14 protein-coding genes are annotated in these 19,671 nt (G+C 59.4%); 8 read left to right on the forward strand and 6 right to left on the reverse strand.

What is annotated here, in order from left to right:
* Positions 1-46: 46 nt before the first annotated feature.
* Positions 47-994 carry a tyrosine recombinase XerC gene (locus AC1ROR_RS19460; RefSeq protein WP_498590405.1) on the reverse strand — a complete coding sequence of 316 codons (948 nt, stop codon included), beginning with the start codon at positions 992-994 and terminating at the stop codon, positions 47-49.
* A 121-nt stretch (positions 995-1,115) separates the two neighbouring features.
* On the opposite strand from AC1ROR_RS19460, the gene AC1ROR_RS19465 reads away from it, so the two are divergent.
* The 8 genes from AC1ROR_RS19465 (at position 1,116) to fdhD (ending at position 10,160) form a co-directional block, all read left to right on the forward strand.
* Positions 1,116-3,332: a primosomal protein N' gene (locus AC1ROR_RS19465; protein ID WP_498590406.1), complete on the forward strand. Its 2,217-nt coding sequence runs from the start codon at positions 1,116-1,118 to the stop codon at positions 3,330-3,332.
* A gap of 80 nt (positions 3,333-3,412) precedes the next feature.
* The gene (locus AC1ROR_RS19470) at positions 3,413-3,799 is read left to right on the forward strand and encodes an AGROH133_08824 family phage infection protein (protein WP_035221626.1); all 387 of its coding nucleotides are present in this window, start codon (positions 3,413-3,415) and stop codon (positions 3,797-3,799) included.
* Between the two features lie 261 nt (positions 3,800-4,060).
* On the forward strand, positions 4,061-4,627 hold the full coding sequence (locus AC1ROR_RS19475; protein ID WP_175414380.1) for a F0F1 ATP synthase subunit delta: 567 nt from the start codon (positions 4,061-4,063) through the stop codon (positions 4,625-4,627).
* The gene (atpA, locus tag AC1ROR_RS19480; RefSeq protein ID WP_080836091.1) at positions 4,627-6,156 is read left to right on the forward strand and encodes a F0F1 ATP synthase subunit alpha; all 1,530 of its coding nucleotides are present in this window, start codon (positions 4,627-4,629) and stop codon (positions 6,154-6,156) included. The genes AC1ROR_RS19475 and atpA overlap by 1 nt, the downstream gene beginning before the upstream one ends.
* Before the next feature lie 30 nt (positions 6,157-6,186).
* On the forward strand, positions 6,187-7,065 hold the full coding sequence (locus AC1ROR_RS19485) for a F0F1 ATP synthase subunit gamma (RefSeq protein ID WP_142174253.1): 879 nt from the start codon (positions 6,187-6,189) through the stop codon (positions 7,063-7,065).
* A 23-nt stretch (positions 7,066-7,088) separates the two neighbouring features.
* Positions 7,089-8,543, forward strand: a complete 1,455-nt coding sequence (gene atpD / locus AC1ROR_RS19490) for a F0F1 ATP synthase subunit beta (RefSeq protein ID WP_035221615.1) — start codon at positions 7,089-7,091, stop codon at positions 8,541-8,543.
* Between the two features lie 129 nt (positions 8,544-8,672).
* Complete coding sequence (locus AC1ROR_RS19495; RefSeq protein ID WP_006310765.1) at positions 8,673-9,083, forward strand: F0F1 ATP synthase subunit epsilon; 411 nt, start codon at positions 8,673-8,675, stop codon at positions 9,081-9,083.
* Positions 9,084-9,395: 312 nt separating this feature from the next.
* Positions 9,396-10,160: a formate dehydrogenase accessory sulfurtransferase FdhD gene (gene fdhD / locus AC1ROR_RS19500; protein ID WP_498590407.1), complete on the forward strand. Its 765-nt coding sequence runs from the start codon at positions 9,396-9,398 to the stop codon at positions 10,158-10,160.
* Positions 10,161-10,208: 48 nt separating this feature from the next.
* Here fdhD and AC1ROR_RS19505 read toward each other — a convergent pair whose 3' ends face one another.
* The 5 genes from AC1ROR_RS19505 to AC1ROR_RS19525 form a co-directional block, all read right to left on the reverse strand.
* Positions 10,209-11,981: a methyl-accepting chemotaxis protein gene (locus AC1ROR_RS19505; protein ID WP_498590408.1), complete on the reverse strand. Its 1,773-nt coding sequence runs from the start codon at positions 11,979-11,981 to the stop codon at positions 10,209-10,211.
* Between the two features lie 319 nt (positions 11,982-12,300).
* Positions 12,301-12,777: a chemotaxis protein CheW gene (locus AC1ROR_RS19510; RefSeq protein WP_003504949.1), complete on the reverse strand. Its 477-nt coding sequence runs from the start codon at positions 12,775-12,777 to the stop codon at positions 12,301-12,303.
* Positions 12,778-13,042: 265 nt separating this feature from the next.
* A complete protein-coding gene (locus tag AC1ROR_RS19515; RefSeq protein WP_498590409.1) occupies positions 13,043-17,203 on the reverse strand; it encodes a translocation/assembly module TamB domain-containing protein in 4,161 nt (1,386 codons plus the stop codon).
* A gap of 45 nt (positions 17,204-17,248) precedes the next feature.
* Positions 17,249-19,174 (reverse strand): autotransporter assembly complex protein TamA, encoded by a 1,926-nt coding sequence (locus AC1ROR_RS19520; protein ID WP_051796088.1) that lies wholly within the window; start codon positions 19,172-19,174, stop codon positions 17,249-17,251.
* A gap of 175 nt (positions 19,175-19,349) precedes the next feature.
* A complete protein-coding gene (locus AC1ROR_RS19525; RefSeq protein WP_003504940.1) occupies positions 19,350-19,601 on the reverse strand; it encodes a YMGG-like glycine zipper-containing protein in 252 nt (83 codons plus the stop codon).
* Positions 19,602-19,671 lie beyond the last annotated feature (70 nt).

Raw genomic sequence — 19,671 nt, forward strand, 5'->3', positions numbered from 1 at the left:
GTGGCTTGGATGTCTGGTTAATGGTTATGGTTAACCATTTCTCATCTCATGCGCGCGGATGGGCATTGTCGTAGATTTCCAGCAGTCTTGCGGTGTCGACACCGGTATAGACCTGGGTGGTGGAAAGGCTGGCATGGCCGAGCAGTTCCTGAATGGTACGCAGATCGCCGCCGCCGGCCAGAAGATGGGTGGCGAAGGAATGGCGCAGGGCATGTGGCGTCGCATTTTCCGGCAGGCCGAAAGCGCCGCGCAATTTCTGCATCTCGCGCTGTATGATGGCGGGCTGCAACTTGCCGCCGCGCGCACCGAGGAATAGCTGCTCGTCCGCTGCCAGATGATAGGGGCAAAGCTTTTTATAGGCCTCAACCGCTTCCGTCACCACCGCCAGCAGGGGAACGATACGGGTCTTGTTGCCTTTGCCAGTGATGCGAAGGCTGCGGCCGCCGGGTGGAAAATCGGCCGGGATCAGCCCAAGGGCTTCGGAAATGCGAAGGCCACAGCCGTATAGAAGTGAAAGGACAGCGGCGTTGCGGGCGGCGATCCAGGGCTCTTCGTTCAACTGTGCCTCGGTGGTGGTGATCTTCAGCGCCTGCCGGTCGGTGAGCGGTTTCGGCAGTGATTTCGGCTGTTTCGGCGCGCGCATGGCGGTAGCACCGGCGGCATTTACGAGGCCTTTTTTCTGCAGGTGGTGAAGAAGCGACCGCAGGCCTGCCAGGTGTCTGCCCAGTGACCGCGCACCGGCGCCTTCCTTGCGGCGGCTGGCCAGAAAGGCGCGAAGATCGACCGGGCGCAAATCAGCTATGTCGGTGATGGCTGCGGGCTTACCGATGTAACCCGTGAGAAACCTCAGGAACTGGCGGGTGTCGCGTTCATAGGCCTCGACGGTGTTGTCAGAAAGCCGGCGTTCGCCGGCGAGGGCGGCAAGCCAGGACTGGCGTTCGTTCAAAAGATCGGCTTGGGCAAATGTCAGGATTTCGGTCACACGGCGCTCCATTCCATAACTCGAAGCTATGCCCTTATGGTCAGCATTTGGTTAAGAGGTGGACTTTGCAAGGCGCGCCCACTACATCCGGGCGGTTTCCTTTTTCCTGTCGCCGGGGCATGGTCGCCACATCATGGCAAAAGATTCGTCCGATCTGTTTGGGGCTCTGTTCGACCCGCCGTCGCCCACGCGCACGGTGCCCGTTCTCGTGCCCATGCCGGCGCCGGGACCCTATAGCTACGCCGTGCCTGAAGATATGGTGGTGGAGACGGGCTCCGTCGTTCAGGTGCCGCTCGGCCCGCGGCAGGTCTTCGGTGTGGTGTGGGACGATGCCGGAGAGAAGAGCGTCGACCCGAAGAAACTGCGGCCCATTACCAAGAGTTTCAAGTGCCCGCCGCTGAAGGCGGAGATGCGCCGTTTCGTTGACTGGGTCGCCGCCTACACGCTGTCTCCCCCCGGTCTCGTGGCGCGCATGGCGCTTCGCGCGCCCGCCGCCTTCGATCCAGAACCGATGATCGAGGGCCTTCGGTTGACCGAAGGCAGGCCGGAGCGCCTGACCCCCGCCCGCGAGCGGGTGATGGAACTGGCGGCAGAGGGGCATGGCTGGACGAAGAGCGGGCTTGCCCATGCCGCCGGCGTTTCAACCAGCGTCATCGATGGCCTTGTCAAGCAGGGCGTATTCGAGACGGTGTTTCTGCCGGCGCCGCCTGTCGTGGCCGAGCCCGATCCTGACTATGTCGAGCCGCGTCTGGAAGGCCCGCAGAAACAGGCCGCTTCGGAGATACTTGAAGATGTACGCAAGGGCGGGTTTCATGTCTCGCTGATCGATGGCGTGACCGGCTCGGGCAAGACCGAGGTCTATTTCGAGGCTGTGGCGGAGACGCTGAGGCAAGGCAAGCAGGTCCTCATCCTTTTGCCCGAAATTGCGCTGACGGCGGCCTTCCTTGAACGTTTTCAGGACCGTTTCGGTGCGAAGCCGGCGGAATGGCATTCGGACCTGTCGCCGCGCATGCGTGAAAAGGTCTGGCGGCAGGCGGTGACGGGTGAGGTGAAGGTGGTGGCCGGCGCACGCTCGGCACTTTTTCTGCCTTTCGACAATCTCGGTCTGATCATCGTCGATGAAGAGCACGACCCGGCCTACAAGCAGGAGGACCGCGTCTATTATAATGCCCGCGACATGGCGGTGGTCAGAGCACGGATCGCGGAATTCCCTGTCGTGCTGGTGTCGGCCACGCCATCGGTCGAAAGCCAGGTCAACGGCAGTTCGGGGCGTTATAACACCATTCATCTGCACACGCGGTTCGGCGATGCGGCTATGCCCGATCTGCACCTTGTCGATATGCGCCGTCATCCGCCGGAAAGGGGAGGGTTTCTGTCACCCGTCCTGCTGCGCGGCATCGGCAAGACGATCGAGAAAGGCGAGCAGGCGCTGCTCTTCCTCAATCGCCGCGGTTATGCGCCGCTGACGCTCTGCCGGGTCTGCGGCCATCGTTTCCAGTGCCCGCAATGTTCCAGCTGGCTGGTGGAGCACCGCTTCCGCAATCAATTGCAATGCCACCAGTGCGGCCACAGCGAGCCGACGCCCGACCATTGCCCGGAATGCGGCACCTTCGATCATCTGGTGGCCTGCGGGCCGGGTGTGGAGCGCATCGCCGAGGAAGTGGAAAAACATTTCCCCGAGGCCCGCACCATCGTGCTTTCCTCCGATCTCATGGGCGTCAAGCGCCTGCGGCTGGAGCTGGAGGCGATCGTCAAGGGCGAGGCCGATATCGTGATCGGCACGCAGCTTGTCGCCAAGGGACATAATTTTCCGCTGATGACGCTGGTGGGCATCGTCGATGCCGATCTCGGCCTTGCCAATGGCGATCCGCGTGCGGCGGAGCGAACGTTTCAGCTATTGTCGCAGGTTACGGGGCGCGCAGGGCGTACGGGGTTGAAGAGCCATGGCCTGTTGCAGACCTACCAGCCGCAGCATCCCGTGATGCAGGCGATCGTTTCAGGTGATGCCTCGGCCTTTTACGAAAGGGAGATCGTGGAGCGGGAAAAAGCCGTCCTGCCGCCATTCGGGCGTCTTGCCTCGGTTATTGTCTCCGCCGATACGCGCGGGGAGGCCGAAACCCATGCGCGCGGCTTGAGGGCGGCGGCGCCGCAGGTAACGGGCATCATGCTGCTCGGCCCGGCGGAAGCGCCGCTCGCACTCATTCGCGGCCGTCATCGTTTCCGGTTGCTGGTGCACGGGCGGCGCAATTCCGACATGCAGTCCTTTCTCCGGACGCTTCTCGCCAATGGCCCGAAGGAGCGGGGCAGCGTCCATGTTCAGCTGGATATCGATCCGCAAAGTTTCCTCTGAACATTGTCAATGAAGGCGTTTTCCGGCTGTCATGGCCGTGTCATAACGCAGCAGGCGAAAAGAACGATTTGGGGAACGAGATGGAGTTTTATTTTCCGGCCGAATTCGGCGAACAGCTGGCCTTTGGAGCCGCGGTGATATCGGCCGCGATCGGTCTGTTTTTCATGTTTGCACCCGGCATTACCCTTCGCGCCTTCGGCCTGCAGCCGGCTGGCGAGAGCAGGGATGGTTATGCGCTGGTGCGCTCGTCGCTTGCCGGGTTCTATCTCGGTCTCGGCGCGGCCGCGCTGCTTCTGGCGCAGCCCATGGTCTATCTTGCTTTCGGTGCGGCCTTTTCTCTCAGCGTGTTCGGCGGCATCCTCTCCATTCTGTCAGATGGAGGCGCAACCATGCGGAATTGCTTACTCATGGTTGTGCATTTTGTCCTGGCCGCATTGTCGTTGAGCTACGTCTTCGGACTGGTCTAAGCCGGGCTTTTTGGCTTTTGTGCCGCACCAGACCCGCATCCTGAGCGAAATCGGAAAATTTAAACGCATTCCCCCTTGCCCAAACGGCGCTTTCCGCTATTACGCGTGTTGCGAGTCCCGGCGTCCTATGCTAGACGGACCGCGAAATTGGGAAAAGGCAGGGGGGAATTCCGGTCTTTTTCGGGGAAATTGAAACGATTTCAAGAATTTGATGCGGTGGATCGCCACCGTTGATAATCTTGGACGATTAGCAGGGAAAAAGTGCCCGTGGCAGACACCTCCCATGGAACATCCGGTGTAGCGGAAAGGTATGCGTCGTCGCTTTTCGAGCTTGCTTTGGAAGCGGGTGCGGTCGAAGCGGTTGGGGCCGATCTGGATAAGTTCGGCGCACTTCTGGACGAAAGCGACGATTTGAAGCGTCTGGTTGCGAGCCCGGTGTTTTCCGCCGAGGATCAGTTCAAGGCAATCACCGCGATCTGCGAGAAGGCCGGTATTGCTGGTCTTGCTGTCAATTTCCTCAAGGTCGTTGCCAATAATCGCCGTCTCTTTGCCGTTCCCGGCATGATCCGCGCCTACCGCACCATTGCCGCCGCCCACCGCGGCGAAATCACCGCCGAGGTTACCTCGGCACATGCGCTCGACGAGGCGCAGGAAACTGAACTGAAAGCGGCGCTGAAGAGCGTTACCGGCAAGGATGTGACGATTTCCGTTACCGTCGATCCGTCGATCCTCGGCGGCCTGATCGTCAAGGTCGGTTCCCGCCAGATCGATACGTCTCTTCGCACCAAACTTTCCACCCTTAAGCTTGCACTGAAAGAGGTTGGCTGATGGATATCCGCGCCGCGGAAATTTCCGCAATTCTGAAAGATCAAATCAAAAATTTCGGCAACGAGGCGGAAGTCTCGGAAGTCGGTCAGGTGCTTTCCGTCGGTGACGGTATCGCCCGCGTCTATGGCCTCGACAATGTTCAGGCCGGCGAAATGGTCGAGTTCCCCGGCGGCATCCGCGGCATGGCGCTCAACCTTGAAGCCGACAATGTCGGTGTGGTTATCTTCGGTTCGGACCGTGACATCAAGGAAGGCGACACCGTAAAGCGGACTGGCGCTATCGTTGACGTTCCCGTTGGTCCGGAACTGCTCGGCCGCGTCGTTGACGCGCTTGGCAACCCGATCGACGGCAAGGGTCCGATCAATGCCGCCAAGCGTTCGCGCGTTGACGTCAAGGCTCCCGGCATCATTCCGCGCAAGTCGGTTCATGAGCCCATGTCGACCGGCCTCAAGGCCATCGATGCGCTCATCCCGGTTGGCCGCGGCCAGCGCGAGCTCGTGATCGGCGACCGCCAGACCGGCAAGACCGCCATCATTCTCGACACGATCCTGAACCAGAAGGCCATTCACGACAATGGCCCTGACGGCGACAAGCTTTATTGCGTGTACGTCGCTATCGGTCAGAAGCGTTCGACCGTTGCCCAGTTCGTGAAGGTTCTGGAAGAGCGCGGCGCGCTGCAGTATTCGATCATCGTTGCTGCTACCGCTTCCGACCCGGCTCCGATGCAGTACCTCGCTCCGTTCGCCGGTTGCGCCATGGGTGAGTACTTCCGTGACAACGGTAAGCACGCTCTCATCGGTTATGACGACCTTTCCAAGCAGGCCGTTGCCTATCGTCAGATGTCGCTTCTGCTGCGCCGCCCGCCGGGCCGCGAAGCTTATCCGGGTGACGTTTTCTACCTTCACTCCCGTCTTCTCGAGCGCGCTGCAAAGCTCTCCGACGAAATGGGCGCTGGTTCGCTGACGGCTCTGCCGGTCATCGAAACCCAGGGTAACGACGTTTCGGCCTTTATTCCGACCAACGTGATCTCGATCACCGACGGACAGATCTTCCTTGAAACCGACCTGTTCTACCAGGGCATCCGTCCGGCCGTTAACGTCGGTCTGTCGGTTTCGCGCGTTGGCTCTGCCGCTCAGATCAAGGCGATGAAGCAGGTTGCCGGTTCGATCAAGGGTGAACTCGCCCAGTATCGCGAAATGGCTGCCTTCGCCCAGTTCGGTTCGGACCTCGATGCTTCCACGCAGCGCCTGCTCAACCGCGGCGCCCGCCTGACCGAGCTTCTGAAGCAGCCGCAGTTCTCTCCGCTCAAGACGGAAGAACAGGTCGCGGTGATCTTCGCCGGTGTCAACGGCTACCTCGACAAGATCCCGGTCGCACAGGTCGGCAAGTTCGAGCAGGGTCTGCTCTCCTACCTCCGCTCGGAAGGCAAGGCGATCCTCGACACCATCCGCACGGAAAAGTCTATCAGCGACGATACCAAGGGCAAGCTCAAGGGCGCTCTTGATAACTTCGCCAAGTCTTTCTCGTAATCAGGGCTCTTTTACTCGGACGGATAACGGATGCCTTCACTAAAGGATCTGAAAAACCGCATTGCCTCCGTGAAGGCGACGCAGAAGATTACCAAGGCGATGAAAATGGTCGCCGCGGCGAAGCTTCGGCGCGCCCAGGAAGCTGCGGAGGCCGCCCGGCCTTATTCTCAGCGCATGAGCGCCGTTCTTGCCAACATCGCCACGGCGGTTGAGGCGGACGTTGCTCCGGCGCTGATGACCGGCACCGGCAAGGACGACGTGCATCTGCTCGTCGTCTGCACGGCTGAACGTGGTCTTTGCGGTGGTTTCAACTCGCAAATCGCCCGTTTTGCCCGCGATCACGCCCGCAAGCTGATTTCTGAAGGCAAGACGGTCAAGATCATCACGGTCGGCAAGAAGGGGTATGACAGCCTTCGCCGCGAATTTGCAGCCAACATCATCGAGCGCATCGAACTGCGCGACGTGAAGAAGGTCGGTTTTGAAAATGCCGACCAGATCGCCAAGAAGGTGATCTCGCTGTTCAACGCTGGCGAATTCGATGTCTGCACGCTGATCTATTCGGAATTCAAGTCCGTTATCAGCCAGATCCCGACCGGCCTGCAGCTCATTCCGGCCGCAACGCCTGTTGTGGAAGAGGATGCGGCAACGCAGAACGCCGTCTACGAATATGAGCCGGATGCGGCTTCTATTCTGGAAGACCTTATTCCGCGCAACATTTCGGTTCAGGTTTTCCGGGCTCTGCTCGAAAACGTTGCCGGTGAAATGGGCGCCAAGATGAGCGCGATGGACAATGCAACGCGCAATGCCGGTGAGATGATCAACAAGCTGACGCTTTCCTACAACCGTCAGCGTCAGGCTCAGATCACCAAGGAACTCATTGAAATCATTTCGGGCGCGGAAGCGCTCTGAGGTAAGGAAAGAGGGTAAGGATAATGGCTAAGGCAGCTACCCCCAAGAAAACCGCAGCGGTGAACGGCGCGGGCAAGGTTACCCAGGTTATCGGCGCTGTTGTCGACGTGGCGTTCGAAGGCGAACTGCCTCCGATCCTGAACGCGCTCGAAACCGAGAACAATGGCAACCGCCTCGTTCTGGAAGTCGCGCAGCACCTCGGTGAAAACGTCGTTCGCACGATCGCCATGGACTCGACCGAAGGTCTCGTCCGCGGTCAGGCCGTCGCCAACACCGGTGCACCGATCGAAGTTCCGGTCGGTCCGGAAACGCTCGGCCGCATCATGAACGTCATCGGCGAGCCGGTTGACGAAGCTGGTCCGATCACCACGGCCAAGAAGCGCGCCATCCACCAGGATGCACCGTCTTACGTCGAGCAGTCGACCGAAGCACAGATCCTCGTCACCGGCATCAAGGTCGTCGACCTTCTGGCTCCTTACGCCAAGGGCGGCAAGATCGGCCTGTTCGGCGGCGCCGGCGTTGGCAAGACGGTTCTCATCATGGAACTGATCAACAACGTCGCCAAGGCGCATGGTGGTTATTCGGTATTCGCCGGCGTGGGTGAACGTACCCGCGAAGGTAACGACCTTTACCACGAAATGATCGAATCGAACGTCAACAAGCTCGGCGGCGGCGAAGGCTCCAAGGCTGCGCTCGTTTACGGCCAGATGAACGAACCGCCGGGCGCCCGCGCTCGCGTTGCTCTGACCGGTCTGACGATCGCTGAAAACTTCCGTGATGAAGGCCAGGACGTTCTGTTCTTCGTGGACAACATCTTCCGCTTCACGCAGGCTGGTTCGGAAGTGTCGGCTCTGCTCGGCCGTATTCCTTCGGCCGTGGGTTATCAGCCGACGCTGGCAACCGACATGGGCCAGATGCAGGAACGCATCACCACCACGAACAAGGGTTCGATCACCTCGGTTCAGGCTATTTACGTTCCCGCCGACGACTTGACCGACCCGGCTCCTGCAACCTCGTTCGCGCATCTTGACGCAACAACGGTTCTGTCGCGTTCGATCGCTGAAAAGGGTATTTACCCGGCTGTTGACCCGCTCGACTCCACCTCGCGTATGCTCGACCCGATGATCGTTGGCGAAGAGCACTACGAGGTTGCCCGTAAGGTTCAGTCGACCCTGCAGCGCTACAAGTCTCTCCAGGACATCATCGCCATCCTCGGCATGGACGAACTGTCGGAAGAAGACAAGCTGACGGTTGCCCGCGCCCGTAAGATCGAGCGCTTCCTGTCGCAGCCGTTCTTCGTCGCTGAAGTCTTCACCGGTTCGCCGGGCAAGCTCGTTGCGCTCGAAGACACGATCAAGGGCTTTAAGGGCCTGGTCAACGGCGAATATGACAGCCTGCCGGAAGCCGCTTTCTACATGGTCGGTTCAATGGAAGAAGCCATCGAAAAGGCAAAGAAGCTGGCTGGCGAAGCTGCCTGATCATGAATTGGCAGGCGCGTGGATCAACCGCGCGCCTTGCCGGCAATGGCGGCGAAACCGGAATGGCTTTGCCAGCATTGTAGAAGACAAGTCCGTGACGCCCGCGTAATTGAAAAGAAGTGAATAGCCATGGCTGACAGTTTCAAATTCGATCTCGTTTCCCCGGAACGTCTGCTCGTTTCCGAAACGGTTACGGAAGTCGTCATCCCGGCTACGCTGGGTGAAATGACGGTGCTGGCAAATCATGCCCCGACCATGACGACGATCAAGCCGGGCCTGGTGACGGTGAAGTTCGCCTCCGGAGAAACGCATAAATACGTCGTTTTCGGCGGTTTTGCCGATATTCTCCCGACGGGTTGCACGCTTCTGGCAGAATCCGCCGTTTCGGCCGATGATATGTCCCCCGACACGCTGCAGAAGCGTATCGATGCGGCCAAGGCCGAAATCCAGGAGGGTAATCATCACCACGAGCATCTGACCAAGCTTGAAAAGCATCTCTACGAACTGACGAACCTGCATGAGGTTCTCGTCGCTGCTTGAAAGCACCGGGCGGGTTCGAAAGAATGACTGCCCACACAATTTCAAACCAGAAAAGCGGCCGCTTCGGTCGCTTTTTTGTTTTCAGCCGGCGTCTGTGATCTGGGTGAAAGAGATTCGTTCTCGTAAGGGTCGCTCTTGGTCGAATGCCCGTTATTGCCCGAAATAGATTCCGATTTTCAGGGGCATGGGCTAGATGTGGTGCTGAGACGAGATGCCGCTTCCGCCGATTGGGCAAAGTGAGGCGCATTTCCGGGCTGGAGGAGTAATGCGGTGTCGGCAGAGGCAAGTTACCGAAGGGTTGTGAGAACCGCTTTGCAACAGGGAGCCGTAACCGCAGGTGAGAGGGCCGTGCCGGAAGAAGTGCCCGTTGCCTTTTCTTACGGTGGCAGCACCCATGCTGTGATGATGGCTAGCCCCGCCGATCTTGTCGATTTCGCCGTCGGCTTCAGTCTCACGGAAGGCATCATATCGATGCGTTCTGAAATCCTCTCAGTCGAGGTGGTCGAGGCGGGGCAAGGTTATGATCTTCAGGTGGATCTGCGGGACGCTGAAGCAGAGGCGCTGCGCGCGAGGCGGCGGCACATGGCAGGCCCGGTCGGCTGCGGCCTGTGCGGGATTGAATCCATCGAGCAGGCCGTGCGGGTTGTGCCGGATCTGAGCGGTGCGAGAATGTCCATCGACGGCCATGGGATTGTTGCCGCGATGAAAGCGCTCAACGATGCGCAAAGCCTCAACCGCGAGACGAGGGCCGTTCACGGTGCGGGTTTTTATGATCCTGGAAAGGGCCTGCTTGCCGCGCGTGAGGATGTCGGCCGCCATAACGCGCTCGACAAGCTTGCCGGTGCGGTTGTCAATGCCGGCATCTGCGCGGGGGCGGGCATTGTCGTCGTTACCAGCCGCCTGTCGGTGGAGATGGTCCAGAAGACGGCGATCCTCGGCAGTTCCGTTTTGGCGGCAATTTCGGCTCCCACCGCACTTGCCATCGAAACTGCCGAGAGAGCAGGCATCACGCTTGTTGCGCTGGTGCGGGGTGAGGATTTTGAAATCTTCACCCGTGCAGATCGTATTATTTTATAGCGCCGGGGGCCTATATCTGCCCGTGGTCTTTCGACCTAGTCTGCGCGGCTAAAACTCCGCCCATTCTGCCACCACGTTTCCATGCGATCTCACCGCGGCATATCGCTGTTGCGGCGCTGCCAGTCTGGTGACGGCGGCTGGCCTCCTGTCATTCGGCTGGGTGGAGGAAAGGGGCACGTCACGCGATATTCTGAACTGGCGCAGCAATTCGTGCAGCGTTTCAGCTTCATTGGCGAGACCATGGCTGGCAGCGGTGGTTTCCTCCACCATGGCGGCATTTTTCTGGGTCGCCTGATCCATGACGTTGACGGCCTGGTTGATCTCTCTCAGCCCGTTCGCCTGCTCGCGCGATGCCTCGACGATGGCCGAGACGTTGGCATCGATTTCACCCATCTGGGACTGAATATCCCGCAGGGCGCCGCCGGTTCTGCCGACCAGATCGACACCATTGGCGACCTGTTCGCGCGAGGTGTTGATGAGGGACTTGATTTCCTTGGCGGCAACGGCGGATCGTTGCGCGAGTTCCCGGACCTCCTGCGCCACGACGGCAAAACCCTTGCCCGCCTCACCGGCGCGGGCGGCCTCGACGCCGGCATTCAGGGCAAGAAGATTGGTCTGGAAGGCAATATCATCTATGACGCCGATAATGTTGGTGATTTCGCCGGAGGAGCGCGAAATCGCGTCCATGGCGGAAATTGCCTGCTGAACGATTTCGCCGGAATGTTCGGCGTGATCTTTCGTGCGCAGCACCAGCTTCCCGGCTTCGCCGGCGCGCTGGCTGGCATCGGTAACCGTGGTGGTGATCTCCTCCAGCGCGGCAGCGGTTTCCTCCAGCGAGGCGGCCTGCTGTTCGGTGCGTTGCGAGAGCTGATCCGCAGCTATGCGTATCTCGCCCGAGCCGGATGCGATTGTCGAGGCATTGTGGGCGATCGTCTGCATGGTGGTCTGAAGCTTGCCGACCACGTCGTTGAAGTCGTGCCGCAACTTCTCCATGCTTGGCACGAAACTATTGTCGAGGCGCTGGACCAGATCGCCTTCGGCAAGCGCCTGCAAGGCTTCGGCAAGAACGGTGATTGCGCTCATGCGCGGGGTGACGTCGGTTGCGAATTTTACGACCTTCACCACCTTGCCAGCCTCATCCAGCACCGGATTATAAGCGGCCTGAATCCATATTTCCTTGCCGTTTTTTCCGTAGCGAACGAATTCGTCCGAGATGAATTCTCCCGATGCCAGCCGCTGCCAGAAATTGGCGTAGGCCGGCGACGCCGCGTAAGCGGGATCGCAGAACATGCGGTGGTGTTTGCCCTCAATTTCCCTGAGGTCGTAATTCACCGTGGCGCAGAAATTCGGATTGGCGGTAATGATCGTGCCGTCGGGGAAGAATTCGATTGTCGCCTGGGAGCGCGAAAGCGCCTCCAGCTTGCCGGCATCTTCCACAGCCTTGATCTTCTTGGCGGTGATGTCGGTCGCGATCTTGACGACCTTATAGGGCTTGCCCGAACGGAGGATCGGGTTGTAGGAGGCTTCGATCCAGATGACCGAGCCGTCCTTGCGGATGCGGCGGTATTCCTTGGCCTGAAACTCGCCCCGGGCAAGGGATTCCCAGAATTCCTGATAGGCGCGCGATGATGCGAGATCCCGGTCGCAGAAGATGCGATGATGTTTGCCGACGATCTCGGTGAGTTCATAACCGAGCGCCATGCAGAAATTGCTGTTTGCCGTGAGAATATTGCCTTTGAGATCGAATTCTATAACCGCCTGCGATCTGGATATCGCATCGAGGATGTTTCGGTTATCTGCGCTTTTCCCTAACCCCAGCATTGGACGTCCCCCAAATTTCGGTCCATGGTGCGGCGAACCTCACAGTATATGCGGTTCACGCCGTATTACTTTGAACATCGGACAGGTTTTGCTGCCGAAAGCAGCAATTCAGGCACTTGCGACTTTTCTGCCTTGGTCAGGTATCGTTGCGGTGAGGTACTGATCTTCGGCTTTAATATTAGATATCTATAATATTAAAATGTTCTTATTTAGAGAAGTCGCGCAGCAGGAAAAGCAAAACCGCCGGGCATAAGCACCGGCGGTATGGTTTGACGGGGATAAAAGCAGGTGCGAACGTCGTCGGACCTGTCTTCTCGGCTTAGGCCGCGAGATCTTCTGCTTCGGTACCCTTGAACATCTTTGCGAGGTTCAGGAAGCAGATCATTCCATGTTCGTTGGCAATGATGCCTTCCGAATAGGACTTGTCGAAAGATGCCGAGATTTCCGGAACCGGCTGGACCTGATTTGCCGGGATTGTCAGAATGTCGGACACGCGGTCGACGAGCATGCCGATGACCATGTTGTGCACTTCTGCCACGACGATGGCGCTTCTCTCGTTTGCAACGGTGCTCTTCATGCCGAGCTTGTGGGCCAGATCGATGATCGGAATGACCGAGCCGCGCAGATTCATGACGCCGATAACGTCTTTCGGCGCGTGGGGAATGGGCGTGGAAGGCGCCCAGCCGCGAATTTCGCGGATAGTCGTCGTCTTCACGCAGAATTCCTGATCATGCAGACGGAACGCGATGATTTCCAGCGTCTCACCGCCAAAATTGGTAGAGTTTATCATTGCCATCAGAATTCTTCCCAATGCTCGCTGTGGAGGCCGGCGCAAGTGCACCGACACTTGCATATGCGGGTTTGGCGTTCTGCCTGGTGCCTGAACAGCCGGAAACAATATTTCCGTCTTCAATGGAGGATTCGTATCATGAGATGGTTTCGCAAACCTAAATGCGGACGGCTCTGGAGTGTTTTCGTTTCCTTCGAATCGCGAAAACACTCTCTTTTCTGATTTACGCATTGTCCGGACGTAAACCCGTTACGCATTTTTACTGGAGTGCTTAGTATTCTTTCTCGTAAAATATGCCGGCTGCACCTTCGCCATCGCCGCCCGCCTCACCGCGCAGTTTCACACCGCGCCCGACATCGAGGTTGATGATGGCTTTGGCACCGGATTCACCGCTCTGCTGCAGTTCGAGATAGGTTCTCTCATTGAGATATTTGCCGGCAGAAACGCGGGCCTGGCCCTCTGAATCGGTGGAAATATCCAGATCATCGACGCCGAGATTGCTTCTGAGCTTGTCGAACAGCGAGGTTGAGCGACCGCCGGCCAGCTGGGCGGCGGCATCTGCCAGTCGGGCGATCTGCAAGGCGGATAGTTTCGACATGGACTGACCGAAGATCAGCTGGGCCATGACTTCATCCTGCGGCAGGGCAGGGGCTGAGGAGAAGGCGAATGTCGGGTCGTTGGCGTTGCCGGAAACCGCGACCGTGACGGTGGTTGAACCGACCGTCGAGTCCGCCTTCATATCGAGAACCGGGATGAGGCCGCCACCGAAGCTGATGTTGCCGGTGGTGAAATCAAGACGACGGGTGAGGATTTCCAGCCTGCCGCGACGCATTTCAAAGCCGCCGGAGATGACGGGAACAGCCGCCGTGCCGCGGATCGTCAGATTGCCCGTCAACTCGGCGTCGATGCCGCGTCCGCGTACGAAGATGCCGCTTGGGGCGTTCACCTGCAGATCGAGATTGATGGTGGAGGAACTGCCGCTGCCGCCCTGATCGCCACCCAGTGCTTTTGCCTGCGCGCGTACTTTCGGTGGGGCATTCTTGTGCTTGACGTCGATCTCCGTCAGCGAGGCCGGAAGCTTTTCGGGAATGGTGATGGCGCTTCTGTCTAGCGTCAGATTGCCGCCGAGAATGGGCGAATTCAGCAGCGGGCCTTTTAATGTCAGCGTGCCACTTACCACAGTGGTCACCAGCGTGCCGTCATTATAACCGGCGCGATCCAGTGTGATCGAAATATCCGCGGGGAAGCCCGAGCCGCCGGCTATGCCGACGCTGCCGGTTCCCGAGATTGTGCCGCCGCCTGCCAGCTTGCCCGTCAACCGGGAAATGACGGCGCGGTCACGATCGAAGGTGATGGTTGCACCCAGTCCGTTGATCGTCAGGTTCCGGCGTACGTCGGTCAGGCGTGTGCCATCGGTGGTGATGCTGCCGGTCACGACGGGTGCGGAGGCGCTGCCGGAAATTTTCACGTCGATGGCAGCCGTGCCGTCCACATCGAGACCCTGGGCGGCGGTCTGCGCCGCAACGGCGGAGAAGGGTAACCTGCCGGTAAAGGCCATCGAAAGCGGGCGATTGCCGGCGATGCCGAGAGAACCGCCGCCCGAGAGCGCCATGCCGCCCTGGCCGGTCACGTTGGTGTCGATCTGCAGCGTGCCGCCGGCGAAACGGCCGTTCGCCTTGATGCCAAGCGCTGCAAGCCCGGCGGCGCGGGTCTGCGAGACCTCGGCATTCGCCCAGTTCAGATTATAATCAACCGACGGGTCGGATGCCGCCCCCTTGGCGCTGACGGTGCCGGATATGCTGCCTGCCGCATCCAGCCCGGCAGCAAAGGCGTTTGCAAGACTGGCGGGAAGCGAACGGATATCGGCATTGATGTCGAGCGCCGATCCGGCGGTGCCGTTGACCTCAATGCGTCCATCGCCGGTTATGATGGTCAGATCGGAGATGCGCGCCGTGCCATTCTGGATGGCAATGGTGCTTGGTTTTTCAAGCCGCACGGCGATGCCCTTGGGAGCGGCGGAAAAGGCGTCGAGCCTCACCGTCATCGGCGTTCCGCCGGTATCGGCGCTGCCCTTCACCACCAGCGGTGCATTGTCGTAACGGCCGTTGACGTCGAATTGTGTCGTGGTGCCGGAATGGCCGATGGTGGCGTTCAGGCCGGAAATCGAGGCGGCGCCGGCATTAACGCTATCGGCACTGACCTTGCCATTGATAGCAAGCGCCTGCAGGTCGTCTATGGAGATATCGGCGGCGAGTTTGGAGATCGTCGTCGTACCCTGACGGATGCTGTTGCCATTGGCCTTTATCGTTGCGGCAATCCGGCCATTGGCATTGCTCAGCGCTATATCGCCGGCAACATCGCCTTCCGCCTGTTGCGCGGCCAGTGCGGCCAGCAGGGCTAGATCGGGGAAGTTGAAGGAAAGATTGCCGGAGGGGAGGAATTGCTGCGAGAATTGCAGCTGCCCGTCCAAGATGTTACGGCCCACCGCGACGTGAAATTCCGGGATCGCCGTGCCGTTTTCGGTCTGCACGACATTGGCGTTGGCGTCAATTTTCTGCTGGTCGAGGCTGCCGCTGGCCGTCAGTTTCGCCTGTGGAGCTTTGGGATCGGCCTTGCCTGAGGCGTTGACCTTCAGTGCTTCGAGTTTTCGTCCGGCAAGGATCGCACTTTCGGAACTCAAGGTGACATTGAAATCGGGTGCGGCAAGCGCGCCGCTGGCTTCGATTGCAAAATCGGCAACGCCTTTGGCCTGCGGCGTCAGCTTTTCGAGCGCCGGAAATTTACCTGTCAGATTGGCACTCAACGCGTCGTTTTCGAGGCTGACATCGCCGGCCGCTTCGATCGTTCCTGATTTGACCACGAGGTTCTGAACGCTGGTGCGCCCGCCAATGATCAGGTCGATATTGCCCTGGAGAGCAATGGTGGTATCGAATTTTTCGGCAAGCGCCGGCGGCAGGGTGGCGGGCAAAGCGAAGAGCTGCACGCTGGATGTCAGGCGATTATTGGCGAGGTCGAAACTGCCGTTCAGCGTTCCACCCACGCTGGCACTTTCCAGCGTCGCGCCATCAAAGCCAATGGCGGAAGAAGTGAGGCGGAGCGGCGCCTTGACGGTGACGGGTGCGCGCACCAGCCGGTCGATATCCGGGCTGACGAAAGACGATTGCGCGACGGAAAGGACGGTCTGGATAGTGCCGCTCTGGTTGGCAATATTGAGATCGGTGCTTTCCGCCGTCAGCTTGATATCGTCAAGCTTGCCTTGCGGCAAAGAAAGGCTGCGCAATGACGCCGTGGTCTTGAGATGTGCGGCATCGGCGTTGCCTTTCAGCGAAAGATCAAGACCGTTGATAAGGGCCTGAACCTCGCCATTGTTAAGCGGCCAGCGAAAATCGACCGGACCCGCTGTGCCGATCAGGTTCGCACTAAGATCGTTCTGACCGTTTGGATCGACGATGCCGGAGGCCGTCAGCAGCAGGGTGCCGGTTTCCAGCGTGCTGCTGCCGATTTCGATGCGGTTCTGCGGCGATAGGGTAGCGTTCGCATCGAGTTTCGTCTCGCCGGCAAAAAGCTGGCGGAAGGCAGGGGGCAGAAGCAGATCCGGCTGGCCGCCGCCGGCAATCTCGATGCGGCGTGTGCCGTCGTCGGCAAGAAGATGGCGACCCGTGACATTGAGGATCTGGTTGCCTGCGACATTGCCGCGCAAGGTGCCGGTCCAGTCGGAAAGCGGCCCTTCGCCGTTCACGTCGATAGCCACGGCTGGCGTACCGGGAAGCGAAAGCAGCGTGGCGAGAAGCCCGCCCTCCGGCTCTTTCATCTCCGCTTTCAGCTTCAGCACATTTTCATTCGGAAGAAATGCGACATCCGCATTGACGGAGGCATTGGGAGCATTCAGCCGGTTGGCCGTGAGCGACAGCCGCATATCGTCCTGCGCCGCCTTCAGATTGCCTTCGGCCGTCAGGTCGAAGGGGCGGCCGAGGAGCGACTGCCCGAGGCCGATATCGGGAAAGCTGAAATTATCGATGGCGATTTCGATTGGCAGCGAGGAATTGCCGGCGCTTTTCGTCGCTGTTTCCTGTGCGGGAAGCGGCTTACGCTCGACATCGATCGATCCGGCCGACACACGGTCAGCATGGAAGGTGCCGGCAAGCAGCGAGAGCGGCGACCAGTCGACGGCAATCTGGTTTACGCGGGCATAGGCTCCCTGCCGGTCCGAGAGGGTGACGTTGTCGAGCCGCAGGCGGCCAGTCAAAAGACCGCTGGGTGGGGATATTTCAATCGTCTGATCGGGCGTGGATACGAGCGATGAAATCTGTTTTGCGGCAATTCTGGCACCCATCGGTGTAAAACCGACGAACAGAACCACAAGCAACGCCAGCACAACGCCGCACAAAGCGACGTAGCCCAGCCATTTCAGCAATCGAATCAACGTTCTCATCAAAGGTAATCTACACTCTGTTACAAGGGTGTTCGACAGCGGCGTTTAAAATGACTGGCCGATGCCGGCATAAATGCCGAAATTGTTGCCACCATCATATTTATCAAGCGGCATGGCGACATCGAGACGCAGAGGCCCGAAGGGCGTCGCGTAACGCAGACCGATACCGGCGCCAGCCCGGATATCGGAAAAATCCGGGGTCACTTCATCCGAAACCACGCCGGCATCGATGAAAGGCACGATGCCGATCGTATCGGTGACCTTGATGCGGGCCTCAACGGAACCTACCACATAAGAGCGGCCGCCGGTTGCATCACCCGCTGCATTATAGGGCGATATTTCCTGATAGCTGTAGCCGCGCACCGATCCGCCGCCGCCGGCATAGAAGCGCCGGGTCGTCGGTATGTCCTGCAGGTCGCTGCCGCCAACCAGCACGCCGCCTGAGAGTTTTCCGGCCATGATCAGCCGGTCCTCGGCGCCAAGCCCCTTGTAGCCCGTGATGGAGCCCTCGAAAGAGGAGAAAAACGTGCCGTTCAGCGCCTCATAGCTTGGCTTGGCGGCCAGAGAGGCACGGAAGCCTTCGGTGGGGTTGAGCTTGTCGTCGCGGGTATCGCGTACAAATTCCAGCGGTATGGAGGTGGTCAGATATTCATTCTTGCCGAATGCGTCTTCGGTATCGGCCCATTGCACCTCGAGACCGGCGGCGGCGGTGTCGGTATCGTTCAGCTCATAGCTGAAACCGGCCGTTCCCGTCAGCGTCTTCGCCTCATAGGTATCGGGATGTTCGGTCTTGGCGATCAGGCTTGTCTTGAAGGTGGTGCGCGGATTGAACATGCCGGGCTTGGTGAAGGTGATGCCCGCCGAATAATCCATGCCTTCGACGCTGGATGCTTCGGCGATGCGCGAAACCGAACCTTCGATGCGCAGCGATTCCGCCTGCCCGAAAAGGTTCCTGTGGCCCCAATAACCCTGGAGGCCAATGCCTTCGGTGGTGGAATATTGGGCGCCGACGCCGAAATAGCGGTGCTTGCCCTCCGACACCTCGATGGTGAGCGGAATGGAGCCGTCGCGCGAAAGTGTTCCTGCTTCCTTGATCGTCAGGCTGGAAAAGACTCCGAGCTGGCGCAGCCGGTCTGCGGCCTTGCGCAGCTTTTCCGGCGAATAGGGCTCGCCGCCATTGAGGCGCGAATAACGACGGATGAAGTCCCCATCGACGGTTTTTTCACCGGTGACGGTTACCTCTCCGAGGGGAGCAACAGGCCCGCCTTCGGCTGCCATGGTAATGTCGACCGTGTTCGTCGCGTGGTTTGCGACCGCCTCGCGTTTCGTCAGCCTGGCAAGCGGGCGACCTTCGGCTTTCAGATCATCGATGAGCTTGTTGCCGGCGCGGATGATTGCTAGAGACCCGGCATCGCCGCCGGTGATGAGGCCGTATTCTTCAAGGTTGCGGCCCGTCACATCACCTTCGAGGCGGACGCTGCCGAGCGTGAATTTCGGACCTGGTGTCACCGTTATGACCACAGGCACGGGTGCGCTGTGATCGAATACCGGATTGGGCGGCAGAGCGTCCACATCCTTGCCAGCGACGGTGACATTGACGATGCCGCCGTAACGGGCGTTTTCATAAAGTGCCGCGATCAGCCTATCCCTGTCGTCTCTCGCCTTTATCAGAAGGCCAAGGTCACCCGAGGCGGGTTTGTCCTTGTCGGCCAGAAGAAGGGAGCTGTTTTCGAGGCTGCCCTTCAGCGATTTATCGGCTTCGGGGGCATTGAGCGTGACGGCATATTTGACCGGGTTGATAACCTCAACCTCCGGTTCTTCCGAACCCCAGAGGCGCATACCGAACAGTTTGAAGGCAAAGGCGTCACGGGTAAACGCCGGATACAGGGCGAACGTGACAGCGACCGCAAGCGCGGTGCCAGCCTTCCGATACGCAATACCTGTCTTCGGGTTAGTTCGTGTTCTTCGCATAAGCTGCTTTATGGTTGAGCATTTATTGTCGCCCTAACCCGTTTCCTGTCCGTTAACATTGCAATTTAATCATAAATAAACGGACTTGAGGACCCTTCGACTGGTGTTTTGCCGCCCTAAACGCAAAAAGCCCCGGGTGACCGGGGCTTCTGTGCAACGGTATTTCGCGGTGCGATTAACGGCAACGCGCCGTGTAACGCTGACCGTACTGGTCGCGATAATAGCAATAGCCCGGCTCGGAAGCATTGCCGATCAACGCGCCACCTACGCCGCCGATTGCTGCGCCAACTGCTGCGCCGCGAACGTTACCCGTGATGGCGCCACCAATAACAGCGCCGGAAACGGCGCCGATCGAAGCGCCCTTTTCCGTCTGCGTGCAGCTTGCGAGCGACAGGCCGACGAGCGCAAATATGATTGCCTTTTTCATGAAACTCTCTCCAACGTTACAATGAGCTCTTCGGCTCGGTAGGCGTCCCATATTTATCTGCGGCGACTGC

It is taken from the genome of Agrobacterium sp. GW821-FHT14E08, assembly GCF_058803865.1.

Coding starts and splice junctions, on each gene's coding strand:
- AC1ROR_RS19515 (WP_498590409.1), bottom strand. CDS start 17,203: ATGAGAACGTTGATTCGATTGCTGAAATGGCTGGGCTACGTCGCTTTG.
- AC1ROR_RS19470 (WP_035221626.1), top strand. CDS start 3,413: ATGGAGTTTTATTTTCCGGCCGAATTCGGCGAACAGCTGGCCTTTGGA.
- AC1ROR_RS19520 (WP_051796088.1), bottom strand. CDS start 19,174: ATGCGAAGAACACGAACTAACCCGAAGACAGGTATTGCGTATCGGAAG.
- atpD (WP_035221615.1), top strand. CDS start 7,089: ATGGCTAAGGCAGCTACCCCCAAGAAAACCGCAGCGGTGAACGGCGCG.
- AC1ROR_RS19495 (WP_006310765.1), top strand. CDS start 8,673: ATGGCTGACAGTTTCAAATTCGATCTCGTTTCCCCGGAACGTCTGCTC.
- AC1ROR_RS19505 (WP_498590408.1), bottom strand. CDS start 11,981: ATGCTGGGGTTAGGGAAAAGCGCAGATAACCGAAACATCCTCGATGCG.
- AC1ROR_RS19510 (WP_003504949.1), bottom strand. CDS start 12,777: ATGGCAATGATAAACTCTACCAATTTTGGCGGTGAGACGCTGGAAATC.
- AC1ROR_RS19485 (WP_142174253.1), top strand. CDS start 6,187: ATGCCTTCACTAAAGGATCTGAAAAACCGCATTGCCTCCGTGAAGGCG.
- AC1ROR_RS19460 (WP_498590405.1), bottom strand. CDS start 994: ATGGAGCGCCGTGTGACCGAAATCCTGACATTTGCCCAAGCCGATCTT.
- AC1ROR_RS19525 (WP_003504940.1), bottom strand. CDS start 19,601: ATGAAAAAGGCAATCATATTTGCGCTCGTCGGCCTGTCGCTCGCAAGC.
- atpA (WP_080836091.1), top strand. CDS start 4,627: ATGGATATCCGCGCCGCGGAAATTTCCGCAATTCTGAAAGATCAAATC.
- AC1ROR_RS19465 (WP_498590406.1), top strand. CDS start 1,116: ATGGCAAAAGATTCGTCCGATCTGTTTGGGGCTCTGTTCGACCCGCCG.